Annotated in this window: 14 protein-coding genes; 11 read left to right on the top strand and 3 right to left on the bottom strand. The window is 62.8% G+C overall.

Annotated elements, in window-relative coordinates; genetic code table 11:
- Positions 1–2: 2 nt before the first annotated feature.
- The gene (locus tag ACYVHH_RS02295; RefSeq protein ID WP_460563399.1) at positions 3–611 is read left to right on the top strand and encodes a protein-methionine-sulfoxide reductase heme-binding subunit MsrQ; all 609 of its coding nucleotides are present in this window, start codon (positions 3–5) and stop codon (positions 609–611) included.
- Here ACYVHH_RS02295 and lysA read toward each other — a convergent pair.
- Both lysA and lptM read right to left on the bottom strand, forming a co-directional pair.
- A complete protein-coding gene (lysA, locus tag ACYVHH_RS02290) occupies positions 601–1884 on the bottom strand; it encodes a diaminopimelate decarboxylase (RefSeq protein ID WP_460563398.1) in 1284 nt (427 codons plus the stop codon). The genes ACYVHH_RS02295 and lysA overlap by 11 nt on opposite strands.
- 19 nt (positions 1885–1903) lie before the next feature.
- The gene (gene lptM / locus ACYVHH_RS02285; protein ID WP_460563397.1) at positions 1904–2068 is read right to left on the bottom strand and encodes an LPS translocon maturation chaperone LptM; all 165 of its coding nucleotides are present in this window, start codon (positions 2066–2068) and stop codon (positions 1904–1906) included.
- Between the two features lie 87 nt (positions 2069–2155).
- On the opposite strand from lptM, the gene cyaY reads away from it, so the two are divergent.
- Entirely contained in the window at positions 2156–2485 is a 330-nt protein-coding gene (cyaY, locus tag ACYVHH_RS02280; protein WP_460563396.1) for an iron donor protein CyaY, read from the top strand.
- On the opposite strand, the gene ACYVHH_RS02275 is transcribed toward cyaY, so the two are convergent.
- The gene (locus ACYVHH_RS02275; RefSeq protein WP_460563395.1) at positions 2475–4862 is read right to left on the bottom strand and encodes a penicillin-binding protein 1A; all 2388 of its coding nucleotides are present in this window, start codon (positions 4860–4862) and stop codon (positions 2475–2477) included. The genes cyaY and ACYVHH_RS02275 overlap by 11 nt on opposite strands.
- 265 nt (positions 4863–5127) lie before the next feature.
- Between ACYVHH_RS02275 and ACYVHH_RS02270 the strand changes: the two genes are divergently transcribed.
- Genes ACYVHH_RS02270 through ACYVHH_RS02230 form a run of 9 tightly spaced genes read left to right on the top strand, consistent with a single transcriptional unit; the run spans position 5128 to position 14251 of the window.
- Complete coding sequence (locus tag ACYVHH_RS02270; RefSeq protein ID WP_460563610.1) at positions 5128–6207, top strand: pilus assembly protein PilM; 1080 nt, start codon at positions 5128–5130, stop codon at positions 6205–6207.
- Positions 6204–6815 (top strand): PilN domain-containing protein, encoded by a 612-nt coding sequence (locus tag ACYVHH_RS02265; protein WP_460563394.1) that lies wholly within the window; start codon positions 6204–6206, stop codon positions 6813–6815. The genes ACYVHH_RS02270 and ACYVHH_RS02265 overlap by 4 nt, the downstream gene beginning before the upstream one ends.
- A 25-nt stretch (positions 6816–6840) precedes the next feature.
- A complete protein-coding gene (locus ACYVHH_RS02260; RefSeq protein ID WP_460563393.1) occupies positions 6841–7521 on the top strand; it encodes a type IV pilus inner membrane component PilO in 681 nt (226 codons plus the stop codon).
- The gene (locus ACYVHH_RS02255) at positions 7518–8069 is read left to right on the top strand and encodes a pilus assembly protein PilP (RefSeq protein ID WP_460563392.1); all 552 of its coding nucleotides are present in this window, start codon (positions 7518–7520) and stop codon (positions 8067–8069) included. Before ACYVHH_RS02260 ends, ACYVHH_RS02255 begins: the two co-directional genes overlap by 4 nt.
- A gap of 38 nt (positions 8070–8107) precedes the next feature.
- A complete protein-coding gene (pilQ, locus tag ACYVHH_RS02250; protein ID WP_460563391.1) occupies positions 8108–10165 on the top strand; it encodes a type IV pilus secretin PilQ in 2058 nt (685 codons plus the stop codon).
- A gap of 6 nt (positions 10166–10171) precedes the next feature.
- Positions 10172–10702, top strand: coding sequence for a shikimate kinase (locus tag ACYVHH_RS02245; protein ID WP_460563390.1), 531 nt, complete (start codon positions 10172–10174; stop codon positions 10700–10702).
- A 4-nt stretch (positions 10703–10706) separates the two neighbouring features.
- The gene (aroB, locus tag ACYVHH_RS02240) at positions 10707–11822 is read left to right on the top strand and encodes a 3-dehydroquinate synthase (protein WP_460563389.1); all 1116 of its coding nucleotides are present in this window, start codon (positions 10707–10709) and stop codon (positions 11820–11822) included.
- The gene (locus ACYVHH_RS02235) at positions 11797–13017 is read left to right on the top strand and encodes a deoxyguanosinetriphosphate triphosphohydrolase (RefSeq protein WP_460563388.1); all 1221 of its coding nucleotides are present in this window, start codon (positions 11797–11799) and stop codon (positions 13015–13017) included. The genes aroB and ACYVHH_RS02235 overlap by 26 nt, the downstream gene beginning before the upstream one ends.
- A 7-nt stretch (positions 13018–13024) precedes the next feature.
- Positions 13025–14251, top strand: a complete 1227-nt coding sequence (locus ACYVHH_RS02230) for an MFS transporter (RefSeq protein ID WP_460563387.1) — start codon at positions 13025–13027, stop codon at positions 14249–14251.
- Positions 14252–14253 lie beyond the last annotated feature (2 nt).

The raw sequence follows: 14253 nt of genomic DNA, 5'->3' as shown, positions 1-14253 counted from the left end.
TGGTGCAACAGGCCGGAGCACGTCTCCTTGCGCAGCCCTGGGTCAAGGGGCTGGTCCTGACGGCCTGCTCGGTCCCGGCCATCTGGCTGATCGGGGCGGGCTTTGCAGACCGGCTGGGCGCCAATCCTGCAGAGGCCTTGATTCGGGGCCTGGGCGACTGGACCCTGCGCCTGCTCTGTCTGACGCTGGCTGTCACCCCTCTGCGGCGAACGTTTCACTGGCACGCCTTGGCGCGGCTGCGTCGCGGGCTGGGCGTCTGGACCTTTGTCTATGCCAGCCTCCATCTGCTCGCCTACGCGTGGTTCGACATGGGCTGGGTGGTGCAAGACATCCTGAAGGACATTGCCCAGCGGCCGTTCATTCTGGTCGGGGCGCTGGCATGGTCGCTGATGCTGCCGCTGGCGGCCACGTCATTCAACGCGGCTGTGCGCTGGCTTGGAAGCGCACGCTGGCAGCTGCTTCACAGGGCCGTCTATGGTGTGGCGGCCCTGGCTGTACTGCACTTCTTCTGGATGCGCGCCGGAAAGAACCATTTCGGCGACGTGGCGGTCTATGCCGCCATCCTCTTCGGACTCATGGTCTGGCGCGTGCTGCTGCGGCTCAGAAGCTGAGCGGCTGATCGTTTCGGAACTGATCCTCCAGCGTTTCACGCGTGCGTATCACCTGTGAGCGGTCGCCGCAAACCAGCACCTCGGCCGCGCGCCCCCGGGTGTTGTAGTTGCTGGACATGCTCATGCAGTAAGCCCCTGTCGAGCACACCGCCAACAGGTCGCCAGCCTGCACATTCAAGGCTCGGTCCCGGCCCAGCCAATCGCCGCTTTCGCACACCGGGCCGACGACGTCCCACGTGGCCTGGGCGCCTTCGCGCGGCTGCACCGGCACGATGGCGTGGAAGGCCTCGTACATCGCAGGTCGGGGAAGATCGTTCATCGCCGCGTCGACGATCAGGAAGTTCTTGTGTTCGCCGGGCTTGAGGAACACCACCTCCGTCACGCATATGCCAGCGTTGCCGACCAGCGAGCGTCCCGGTTCGATCAGCAACTTGCGCTGGCCGTACCCGCGAGCATCGAGCTTGTCGAGCAAGGCTTTCCACAAACGGTCTGCCGCAGGCGGCGTTTCACCTTGGTACTCAATGCCCAGGCCGCCGCCGAAATCGATGTGTTCCAGGTGAATGCCCGACGCTTCGATCGCGTCCACCAGATCCAGGATGCGGTCCATCGCGTCCAGATAGGGTGAGCTTTCGGTGATCTGCGAGCCGATGTGGCAATCGATGCCGACCACGCGCAAACCGGCGAGGCTCGATGCATGCCGGTAAGCGGCCAGCACGTCGCCATGGGCCACGCCGAACTTGTTGCCTTTGAGCCCCGTGGAGATGTACGGGTGGGTCTTGGCATCCACATCTGGGTTGACGCGCAGGCTCACCGGCGCACGTCGGCCCACGCTCAGCGCCACTTCGTTGAGAACGTCCAGCTCGGCCAGGCTCTCGACGTTGAAGCAGCCGATGCCGGCCTCAAGCGCGCGCCGCATTTCGGCACGGGTTTTGCCTACACCCGAAAAGATGATGGTTTCCGGCTTGGCCCCCGCCCGCAATGCCCGTTCCAGTTCGCCACCTGACACGATGTCCAGGCCGCATCCTGCCTGCACAAACGTCTGCAGCACCGCCAAGGCGGAGTTGGCTTTCATCGCGTAACAGATCAGTGCGTTTCGGCCGGTGAAACCGCGCTGGTAGGCCGCCAGTGCGGCAAGCATGGACGACTGCGAGTAGATGAACAGCGGTGTGCCATGGGTACGAGCGAGTTCAGCAACCGGGACGGACTCTGCCATCAGCTGGCCGTCGCGGTAGGCAAACCAGGGGTGGCCAGGCAGGGGGGCGGGAAGGGACATGGTGAGGAAGCAGGAGGGGTCAGCGGGGCTGGCGTGCAGCGGATGTGTCGTCCACGGGTTGAGCGGTGGAGGCGGGCGCGGTCTGGTCCGGCATGTACAACGGGCCCTTTTGTCCGCAGCCAGCCGTCCACAGGCCAAGGCTCAGCACGCAGGCGCACCAGAGACGGGAGCTACGCATGTCCATGAAGGAATGCCGGGCATGGTGTCCGGTTCTTGGGGTTGCAGCCGCGAGGCCTAAAATTCGCCGAAATTCAAACATCTGGGAATTGTAATGACGGACCTCGAATACATGGATCGCGCTGAGGCGGTGCTCAAGGCGGTCGAGATGGCTTGCGACCGCATCAACGACGACACCGATGCCGACATCGACAACCAGCGCGTCGGCGGCATGATCACGCTGGTCTTCCGCAATGGCAGCCAGATCGTCATCAACATGCAGAAGCCCTTGCACGAAATCTGGGTGGCCGCGCGTGCCGGTGGCTTCCATTACAAATTTGACGGACAGCACTGGATGGACACCAAAGGGGCGGGTGAGCTGTTCGCCCACCTGTCACGCGAAGCCAGCGCGCAGGCGGGCCAGCCTCTGCAGTTCAGTTCCTGAACAGGTCCAGAATGCTGCGTTTTTCCTGAGGGTTGCCCGTGTCGGACGGGATCTCCGACCGTCCCACGGGCTGGGCATCCGCAGTGCCCAGACTGGCTACGCCCTCTCCCGGCTGGAATTCCTCGTAGAACCATTCGCCCTGGGTGTAGACGACGCCAGGCGGCACGGCCGGCTCTTCGACCGGCGTGTTCTTCAAGGCCTCACGCATGAAGGAAATCCAGATGGGCAGGCTCAGGCCGCCGCCGGTTTCCCTCCTGCCCAGGTTGCGCGGCTGGTCGTAGCCCACCCAGGCAGCTGCCACCAGTGAAGGCTGGTAGCCCACGAACCAGGCATCCACGGCATCGTTGGTGGTGCCGGTCTTGCCGTACAGGTCGGGCCGTCGCAGGGTTGCCTGCGCGCGTGCCGCGGTTCCCGAGCGGGTGATCTCCTGCAGCAGCTGGCTCATCATGAAAGCGTTGCGGGGGGTTATCACGCGCTGTGACTCTTCGGGCACCCTGGGTGGGTTGTCCAGCAGCACCTTGCCCTTGTGGTCGGTGACCTGCGTGATGAGCATCGGCGGGACGTAATAGCCGCCGTTGGCAAAGACGCCATAGCCCGAAGCCATCTGCATGGGGGTGACCGAGCCCGCGCCCAGGGCCATCGTCAGGTAGGGTGGGTGTTTGTCGGCGTCAAAGCCGAACTTGGTCACCCAGTCCTGGGCACTGCCGGTGCCGACAGCCTTCAGGATGCTGATCGACACCATGTTCTTCGATTTCGCCAGGGCGGTGCGAACAGTCATCGGGCCTTCGAACTTGCCATCGTAGTTCTTCGGCTCCCACGGCTTGCCACCCGTGACGGTTGCGCTGAAGAACAGCGGCTGGTCGTAGACGATCGTGGCGGGGGTGATGCCCTTTTCCAGTGCCGCCGAGTAAATGAATGGCTTGAAGCTGGAGCCTGGCTGGCGCCAAGCCTGTGTGACGTGGTTGAACTTGCTCTTGTCGAAATCGAAGCCGCCGACCAGTGCGCGAATCTCGCCCGTCCGGGGGTCGAGTGCGACGAAGGCCGACTCCACTTCGGGCACCTGGGTGATGGTCCAGCTGCCACGTGAACTCTTCATGATGCGAACCACGGCGCCCGGGCGCAGCTTCAGGTGGGGCGGCGCTTTCTCGGACAGGCCGGACTGCACGGGCAGCAGTCCATCTCCGGTGATGTCGATCGGCTCGTCGTCACCCCGCACCACGGTGACCTTGCGCGGGTTGACGGCCAGCACGACAGCCGTCAGGAGTTCACCGTTGTCTGGCAGAGCTGCGATGACTTCGTCGATCGCGGTTTCCCTGGCCTGCTTCTCGGCAGGGAGTTCGATGAAACGCTCCGGCCCGCGGTAATGCTGCCGCTGCTCGAACTCCATCACGCCTGAGCGTACCGCCTGGTAGGCAGCTCTTTGCGCCTGGGAGTCGACGGTGGTGTGTACCTGGAGCCCTCTTGTGTACGCCTCTTCGCCATACTGCTCGAAGATGGCCTGCCGGACCATTTCCGCGATGTAGTCGGCGTGGACATCCCTCTGGCCATTGAGCTTGCGCAGCTTCAAGGGCTCTTCCTTGGCCCGCCGCGCCTCTTCGGCCGTGATGAAGCCGTTTTCCTGCATGCGGTCGATGATGTGCAGCTGGCGTATGCGGGCCCGCTTCGGGTTGCTGATGGGGTTGTAGGCCGATGGAGCCTTGGGCAGGCCGGCCAGCATGGCCGCCTCTGCGATCGTGACGTCTTTGAGCGGTTTGCCGAAATAGACCTGTGATGCGGCCGCAAAGCCGTAAGCGCGGTGACCGAGGAAAATCTGGTTCATGTAGATTTCCAGGATCTGCTCTTTGGTCAGCAGGTGTTCGAGCTTGAACGTCAGCAGAACCTCATAGATCTTGCGGACGTAGCTTTTTTCGCTCGACAGGTACACGTTGCGTGCCACCTGCATGGTGATGGTCGATGCCCCCTGGCTCTTGGCCTGCCCGAGGTTGGCCAGCGCCGCGCGCAGCATGCCCCGGTAGTCGACGCCGTTGTGTTCGAAGAAGCGCGCGTCCTCGATCGCCAGCACCGCATTCACCATCACTGGCGGAATGTCTTCGAAAGGCAGCAGGTTGCGCCGCTCCTCGCCAAACTCTCCGATCAGCTCGCCATCAGACGCATAGACCCTGAGTGGCAGCTTGGGGCGGTAGTCGGTCAGTTCTACCACATCGGGCAAATTCGGATAGGCCGCCGCGAGGCCGATACCTACGGCCAGCATCAACGCTGCAACCCCAGCCACACCGGCTGCGGCCAGACCGGCAAGCAGCCGCGCGCCCTTGCTCGCCCACACCGGGTGTTGCGGAGCGCTGCTTTTGTCTGACGGAGAGGTGTTAGGTTTGGACATGTATCCCTTTGGAGTCTGTCCGATTATAAAAATCCGGGTGTTGGTGCTGTCTTTTCCGGTGCTGGGGCGCTGAAAAGCTTGTAACGAAAGGTGAAAAATGGTGGATACTGATGTCTGTCAGCATCGCCTCTGGCGTGGGGTTTTGACAACGTCTGCGAATGGCGTTGCCACTGTTCTCCTTGTTAGCGCCATCGCCTTGCTGCTAGGATTTGATAAACGATGTGACATTTGGCCTCGTTCCGGGGCCCTCATGTAGGGGATGGAATTGATCTCATTGGGGTCTATGTTCAGCCGGGAGCCCGCGCCGCTCCTCGGCATTGATGTCAGTTCCACCACAGTCAAGCTGGTCGAGCTGGGGCGTACGCGTGAAGGCGGACTGGTGCTGCAGCACTGCGCCATGGAGACGTTGGAGCGAGGCTGGGTCAACGAAGGCAACGTCGAGAAGTTCGACGAGGTCGCCGAAGTGCTGCGCCGGCTCGTCCGCAAGTCGGGCAGCAAGACGAAGAACGTCGCGCTGGCCTTGCCGGGTTCTGCGGTCATCACGAAGAAGATCGTGCTCCCCGCGGGTCTGAGTGATCGCGATATGGAGGTGCAGGTCGAGTCCGAGGCGACCCAGTACATCCCCTTTCCGCTGGCCGATGTGAGCCTGGACTTCTGCGTCATCGGCCCGACGGCGAACTCGCCGACCTATGTCGATGTCCTGCTTGCAGCGTCCCGCAAGGAAAAAGTTTCCGACAGGCAGGGCCTGGCGGAGGCCGCCGGCCTGACGCCGGTGATCATGGACGTTGAGTCTTACGCGTCGCGTCTGGCGGCGAGCCGGGTGGTCGAGACATTGCCCAACCGCGGCCAGGATCTGCTCATTGCGCTTTTCGAAGTGGGCTCGCAGACCACCAGCCTGCAGGTCATCCGCAACGAGGATGTCATCTACGAGCGAGACCAGATGTTCGGCGGCGTCCAGCTGACCAACCTCATTTCGCGCCATTACGGCATGTCGTTTGACGAGGCTGACGAAAAGAAGAAGAAAGGTGCGCTGCCGGCGGATTACCCCGAGTCGGTGCTGCGGCCTTTCATGGAAAGCCTGGCGCAGGAGCTGGGCCGGGCGCTGCAGTTCTTTTTCACCAGCACACCGCACAACAAGGTCGACCACATTCTGCTGTCTGGAGGTTCGGCCTCCTTGCCTGGGCTGGTCGACATCGTGACATCACTGACCTCCTTCCCCTGCAAGGTCATCAACCCTTTTGATGGCATGTCCATCGCACCCTCGGTGCAGGCCAAGCAGCTCGCGACCGAAGCCACTTCCTATCTTGTGGCGACCGGCCTGGCCTTGCGGAGGTTCAGCCAATGATCCAGATCAACCTCTTGCCTCATCGCGAGGCCGCCCGCAAGAAGCGCCGCGAGCTGTTTTTCGTACAGCTAGGCCTGGCGGCGTTACTTGGCATCGGCATTTCCGGCAGTGTTTTTGCCTGGTACCAGGTTCGCATCGAGACGCAGGAACAGCGAAATGTGCTGTTGCGCACCGAGATTGCGAAGCTGGACAACCAGATCAAGGAGATTTCCGGCTTGCAGACGCAGCTCAATGGGCTCAAGGCGCGGCAGGCCGGGGTCGAGAGCCTGCAGGCTGACCGGAATCTGCCGGTTCACCTGCTGGACGAAATGGTGCGGCAGCTGCCAGACGGTGTCTACCTGAAATCGTTGAAACAGGACGGCATGTCCATCACCCTCACCGGCGTTGCACAGTCGCAGGAGCGCGTGTCGGAGTTGTTGCGCAACTTCAGTTCCAACAGCCCCTGGCTCACGCAGCCGCAGCTGGTGGAAATCGTTGCGGGCAATGTCACACTTTCAACACGAGAGCAGCGTCGCGCATTCGAGTTTTCCATGCGCGTCACATTGACCCGCGGCCCGTCTGACGGTGCGGCCAAGGGTGCCGCCGGCCAGCCGCCTGGGAAGGCTTGAGGCTCCGGCCGGAAGTGGATGCATCATGCCCAAAAAGACCAAAAAGACTTCCATAGATTTTGCTGAGATCCAGCAAAAGCTGCGCGCGCAGTTCACCGATCTGGATCCCAACGACCCCTCTCTGTGGCCAGACCTGCCGCGCTACCTCCTGCTGATCGCGTTGGCCGTGGTGGTGGTGGTGGCCCTGTGGTTTGCCTGGATTTCCGGCTACGAGGAAACGCTTGCCGCCGAGGAGCGGCGTGAGGTTCAGTTGAAGGAAGAGTACACAGGCAAGCTGGGTCAGGCCGTCAACCTGGAACCGTTGAAGGCTCAGCTGGAGCAGGTGCAGCAGTACGTCACGCAGCTGGAAAAGCAGCTGCCCAGCAAGGCGGAGATGGATCAGCTGCTCTCGGACATCAACCAGGCCGGCCTGGGCCGCAGCCTGCAGTTTGAGCTGTTCCGGCCCGGCACGATCAACATGCACGAGTACTACGCAGAGCTTCCGATCGCGGTTCGCGTGTCCGGCAGCTACAGTGACATCGGCCTGTTCGCGTCCGACATCGCGCATCTGTCGCGCATCGTCACCTTGAACAACATCACTTTGGCGCCGGTCGCCAACCGGCCGGATGTCCTGACGATGGACGCAACCGCCAAGACGTTCCGTTACCTGGATCCGGAAGAGCTGCTGGCACAGCAGAAGGCCAAGGCTGCAGGAGGCAAGAAATGATCCAACGGATGCTTTCCGCCGCCCTGCCCGTCGCGCTGGCTGTGTCACTTCTCGCCGGTTGCACGGGCGGGTCTCAACAAGAAGTTCAGCAATGGATGGCCGAGCAACAGGCCACCGTCCGGCCGCGGGTGGAGCCCATCGCCGAGCCTACCCGGTTCGTTCCGCAGGCATACGCCAGCGCGGATGCCCTGTCCCCTTTCAGCTCCGAGAAACTGGCCAAACTGCTGCGTGCCGAGGCCGGGAAGCCTGGGTCTTCCGCACTGCTGGCATCCGAGATGAACAGGCGCAAGGAGCCCTTGGAGGCTTTGCCGCTGGACACCATGCAGATGGTCGGTCTGCTTGACCGCGCGGGGCAGCGCGTCGCGCTGGTCAGGGCCGACAGCCTTCTCTACCAAGTGCGTGTAGGGAATTACCTCGGGCAGAATTACGGCCGCGTCACGCGCATCAACGAAACCGGGATCACGCTGAGGGAGATCGTGCAGGATGCAGCGGGCGAATGGGTCGAGCGTTCTGCCACGCTGCAGCTTCAAGAGGGAACCACCAAATGACACAACATATTTCTCCCAGCCACCAGCAAGGCCGTGCCATGTCCCGATTCGTGAAGGTTCCTGTCCTGTTGTCCGCCTTGTGGTTTGCAGGCATCGCTCAGGCGCAACTCGCCATCCAGTCGGTCACCGCTGCCGTGCAGGGCGGGGCGGAGGTCATCCGCATACAAACCAGTGAGCCGCTCAAGCAACTGCCGGCGGGTTTCGTGATCCAGTCCCCGGCGCGCATTGCGCTGGATTTCCCGGGTGCCACCAATGGTCTTGGCCGCAATCTCGTGGAGTTGAACCAGGGCAACCTGCGGTCGGCGAACGTGGTGGAGGCCGGGGACCGCACGCGAGTGGTGTTCAATCTCAGCCAGCCCGTGAAGTACCAGACGCGCTTGGACGGCAACGGCGTTCTCGTGCTGCTTGAGCCCGCTTCTGCCACCGCGCCGGAGTCGACCGGCGCGACCTCGCCGCTGTTTGCCGCGACGTCCAGCGCAGCAGATGTCCTGCCATTGGCCGACATCGATTTCCGGCGTGGCTCGGAGAATGCTGGCCGGATCATCGTGAGCCTGCCCAACAACCAGACAGGCGTCGACATCCGTCCTCAAGGCAAGGCGCTGGTGGTTGAGTTCATGAAGGCCTCGCTACCGGAGGCTTTGCGCCGCCGCTTGGATGTTGCCGATTTTGGAACGCCGGTGCGCACGATCACCACCACCCAGAATGGTGACCGGGTTCGCTTGGTGGTGGAGCCGGTGGGTAACTGGGAGCACAGCGCTTACCAGAGCGACAACCAGTTCGTTCTGGAGGTGCGTGAGGTCAAGGTCGACCCGAGCAAGCTGACCCAGGGGCCTGGTTATTCGGGCGAAAAGCTGTCGTTGAATTTCCAGAGCATTGAAGTTCGCTCCCTGCTCCAGGTCATCGCTGATTTCACCAACTTCAACATCATTACGTCTGACACGGTCACGGGCAACGTGACCCTGCGGCTCAAGGACGTGCCTTGGGACCAGGCGCTGGACATCATCCTGCAGGCCCGCAACCTGGGCATGCGCAAGACCGGAAACGTGATCTGGATCGCGCCCAAGGACGAAATCCTTGCGAAAGAGCAGGCGGAACTGACCGCCAGGCAGCAGATCCAGACACTTGAGTTGCCGCGCACGCAGAGCTTCCGCCTGAACTTCGCCACCGCCGAAGACGTGGCGAAACAGCTCACCACCGCGGTGGGCAGTGGCGAGAACCAGGTGCGGATCCTGAGCAAGCAAGGGTCTGTGTTCGCAGAGCCGCGCACCAATCAGCTCTTCGTCACCGATATCTCTTCCAAGCTGGAAGAGATCGAGAAGCTGATCAAGAAAATCGACGTGCCCGTTCGTCAGGTGCTGATCGAGGCGCGCATTGTCGAGGCGGGTGACGGGTTCAGCAAAAGCCTGGGCGTGCGCTTCGGTGGGCGTTCCTACAACGCAGCCCGCACGGCTGGTGGCGCCTCGTTCGGCTTCGGCTCTCTTGGTGTGGGGTCTACCCAGGTCACCAGCATTCCCGCAACCGAGAGTGACCAAGGGTTGTTCGCGCTCTCGTTGTTCAATTCCGGCGTGACCCGCTTGCTCAACCTTGAGATTTCGGCAAACGAGTCCGATGGCAAGGTCAAGACCATCGCCAGTCCGAAAATCCTGACCGCAGATCAACGTGAAGCCAAGATCGAGGATGGCCGTACCATTCCCTACAACAAGATCGATCAGGCGGGCAACACGACGACCGAGTTCATCGATGCCCTGCTGTCCCTGAAGGTGACACCCCAGATCACCCCGGATGGCGACGTCATCATGAAGTTGCAGATCAAGAAAGACACGGCGAACCTCAACGAGACGACCGGCGAGCTGATCTCCATTCTGAAGAAGACGGTTGAAACGCAGGTGCTTGTCGAGAACGGTGGAACGATCGTCATCGGCGGCATCTACACACTGTCGGATTCCAGGACCGTCGAAAAGGTGCCTGGGTTGGGCGATCTGCCTGTGTTGGGTAACCTGTTCAAATCGCGAGGCTTCTCCACTGCCAAGACGGAGATGCTGGTGTTCATCACGCCCCGTCTTCTGAGTGAGCAGTCGACTGCGCTGGTTCGGTAAATTGCAGTGATCGTATTGGTAGGCCTGCCTGGGTCAGGCAAGACAACCGTCGGGCGGCAACTGGCCCGGCGGTTGAAGCTGCCGTTCGTGGACTCGGACCACGTGATCGAGCAGCATCTTGGGTGCTCCATCCGCGACTTCTTCGAACGCGAAGGCGAGGAACGTTTCCGCGACGTGGAGCAACAGGTGATTGACGAGTTGTCCTCGGGCGCATCCTGTGTCCTGTCCACCGGCGGGGGGGCCGTGCTGCGCCCTCTGAACCGCCAACACCTGCGCGACAGGGGCCACGTGGTCTATCTGAGATCCACCCCTGAAGATGTCTACCGGCGCGTGCGGCACGACCGCAACCGTCCATTGCTGCTGGTTGCTGATCCGCTGCAGCGCCTTCGCGATCTGTACGATGCCCGGGACCCGCTGTACCGGGAAACTGCCCATTTCGTGATCGATACAGGACGGCCCTCGGTGGCGACCCTGGTCAACATGATCGTGATGCAGCTGGAGCTTGCGGGCGCGGTGGTGCCAGCGTCGCTACACTAGCGACATGAACCTGTCCCCGAAAGAAGCCATTGCCACCGTTTCCATCGCGCTGGGTGAGCGCAGTTATCCCATACTGATTGGCGAGGGGCTGATTGCCCGGCCCGAGACTTGGCAGGGGTTGCCGTCGTCGTCGGTGGCCATGATCGTTACGAACGACACCGTCGGGCCTTTGTATGCCGACCAATTGCGCGAGGCGCTGCAGGCACATTACCCCCAGGTGCACATCGTCACACTGCCTGATGGCGAGGCTCACAAGACCTGGGAATCGTTGAATCTCATCTTCGACGCGCTGCTGGCGCGGGGGTGTGACCGCAAGACGGTGCTGTTTGCCCTGGGCGGGGGCGTGATAGGTGACATGACCGGCTTTGCGGCGGCCTGCTACATGCGTGGCGTGCCATTTGTCCAGGTGCCCACCACTCTGCTGGCCCAGGTGGACTCGTCGGTGGGCGGCAAGACGGCCATCAACCACCCCATGGGCAAGAACATGATCGGTGCCTTCTACCAGCCCGTGCGCGTGGTGTGCGACCTGGCCACCTTGAAGACCCTTCCGGATCGGGAGCTGAGTGCAGGATTGGCCGAGGTGGTGAAGTATGGTCCTATCCACGATCTGGCATTCATGGACTGGATCGAGGCGAATGTGGACGCCCTGCGTGCCCGGGTGCCGCAGGCTCTGGCCTTCGCGGTCAAACGCAGTTGCGAGATCAAGGCTGACGTGGTGGGGCAGGATGAGCGGGAGGCTGGTCTTCGGGCCATCCTGAATTTCGGGCACACCTTTGGCCATGCGATTGAAGCCGGGCTGGGTTATGGCCAGTGGTTGCATGGCGAGGCCGTGGGATGCGGCATGGTGATGGCGGCGAGGTTGTCCGAACGTCTTGGTTTGCTGTCCTCGTCGCAGGTCGACCGTCTGCAGTCCTTGATCCAGGCATGCGGGCTGCCCGTGAGGGGCCCGGTTCTGGACCCTGCCGGCAACGCGGCGCGCTACCTGGCGCTGATGCGGGTGGACAAGAAGGCTGAGGCAGGGGAGATCAAGTTTGTGCTCGTCAATGGCCAGGGGCAAGCGGTGGTGCGGGGCGCACCCGATGCGCTGGTGGCCGATGTCATCGATGCCTGCTGTGCTTGAAACGGCTGTGGGCGAAGGGCGTGGCCTGCAGCCTTACGCCTGCGACCCCCTGCGGACGCGAGGCCGGCGTTTCCCGGAGTTGCCAGCGCCGACCCGCAGCGATTTCCAGCGCGATCGTGATCGCGTCATCCATTCCACGGCATTTCGCCGGCTGGTCTACAAGACGCAGGTGTTTCTCAACCACGAAGGTGACCTGTTTCGCACGAGATTGACGCATTCGCTGGAGGTCGCGCAGCTGGGCCGCAGCATCGCGCGCGCCCTTGGCTTGTGCGAAGACCTGGTGGAAGCCGTGGCGCTCGCCCACGATCTGGGGCACACGCCTTTCGGGCATGCGGGGCAGGATGCGCTGAACAGTTGCATGCACCAGGATGCCGTTGCCGCCGTGCCTGTCTCTCCCGACGAACCGGCGTCCGGTTTCGAGCACAACATGCAGAGCCTGAGGGTCGTCGACGAATTGGAGGAGCGCTACCCGGCGTTCAATGGCTTGAATCTGTGCTTCGAGACCCGGGAGGGCATCCTGAAGCATTGCTCACGAGCCAACGCGCACTGGCTTGAAAGCAAGGAGCCTGGTGGGGTGGGGGAGCGTTTTCTGCACGGCTGGAGCCCGTCGCTCGAGGCGCAACTGGCCAACCTCGCGGACGAAATAGCGTACAACGCGCATGACATAGACGACGGTGTGCGGTCCGGCCTGTTGACCCTGGAGCAGATGGCGTCCGTGCCCCTGTTTGAGGTGAACCTGAAGTCGTCCCTGACCGAGTTTCCCCAGTTGCGTGGCAGGCGGCTGCTGTTCGAGACGATCCGGCGGATGTTGAGTGCCCAGGTGTACGACGTGATTGACGCCACGAGGGACGCCGTGCAGAGCGCAGGCGTCGCTTCACTGGACGAGGTGCGCAAGGCGCCGGTGCTCGTGCGTTTTTCGCCCGAGATGAAGCGCCAGTCCTCAGAGCTCAAGCGCTTCCTGCTTGTCAACCTTTACCGCCATCCGCAAGTGATGGAGACCACTGGGCGCGCCAGGCGGATCGTTTCGGATCTTTATGCCGCGTACTGCGCAGCGCCCGCCGAAATGCCGGGTGGGCAGGGCGGCGGCAGCCTGATCAGCGTCCGCCGCCGGGTGGCGGACTACATCGCCGGCATGACGGACCGCTTTGCGATTCGGGAACACGAGCGTCTTACCGGTCAGCGGCTGTTTGCCTGAGTCTGCCATGAAGAACCCGATGCCCGCAGCGCAGGGACAGATTGCCGAGCACACGGCCTTGGAGCGGGCGGCCGTGATCATCGCTGCAGGCGTCGTGTCTGCCTTGCACGTGGGCAAGCTTCCTCCGGTGTTGCCCGTGTTGCGTGACGAGCTGGGCGTCACCTTGGTTCAGGGGGGCTTTCTTCTGGCCGTCGTGCAGCTGGCTGGCATGCTGCTGGGCGTGTTCATCGGGACCCTTGCCGATCGCGTGGGGCCGCGCCGAGTGATGTTGTGTGGGCTCGGTTTGCTGTCGGTGGCCAGCCTGGTTGGCGCGCTGGCACCCAGGGCCGAGGTGCTGCTCCTGACGCGCGTGGTCGAGGGGTTGGGGTTTTTGCTAGCCGTTCTGCCGGCGCCGGGGCTTGTACGCCGTTTCGTGCATGAACCCAGGTCGCTGAGCAAGGCCTTGGGGTTCTGGGGGGCGTACATGCCGATCGGAACGGCCACGGCCTTGCTGGTTGCGCCACTGGCGTATGCGCATATCGGCTGGCGCTGGAGTTGGGCCGGGTTGGCCTTGCTGACTGCGGTCTGGGCGTGGCTGGTCTGGCACCGCATACCGGTGGATGAGAAGGCCCGTGGCGCCGAGGTCAAGGGGGCCATTGCACGGCGGCTGGCGTTGACATTGGGTGCTTCTGGTCCGTGGCTGGTGGCGCTGGCTTTTTTCATGTACTCCGGGCAATGGCTGGCGGTGGTGGGTTTCCTGCCGACGATCTATACCCAGGCGGGGTGGTCCGTGGCTGCCGTGGGCCTTCTGAGTGCACTGGCCGCGGGCATCAACTTGACGGGGAACATCGCCGCCGGGCGGTTCATGGCGCATGGCGTGCGTCCCATCGTGCTGCTGGCCGGTGGCTACGGCTTCATGGCCCTGGGCGCTCTGCTGGCGTTTGGCGGCGCTGTCGGACCGTTGGGGCAATACCTGGCGGTGCTGGTGTTCTCCGCCGTGGGTGGTTTGATCCCGGGGACACTTTTTGCTCTGGCCGTTCGCCTGGCTCCGGATGGCCAGACGGTCTCCACCACGGTAGGCTGGGTCCAGCAGCTGTCGTCGCTGGGGCAGTTCATCGGCCCGCCGGTCGTGGCATGGATTGCCGCCAGTGCAGGCGGCTGGCACCTTACCTGGACGGTGAACGTGGCTTGCTGCGTCGCGGGTGTTGCGTTGGCGGTTATGCTGCAACGGCGCGTGGCTCGTTTGGAAGGCTGACG

The organism is Hydrogenophaga aquatica, assembly GCF_054780915.1.
This window is presented reverse-complemented; position numbering and strand designations above follow the sequence as displayed.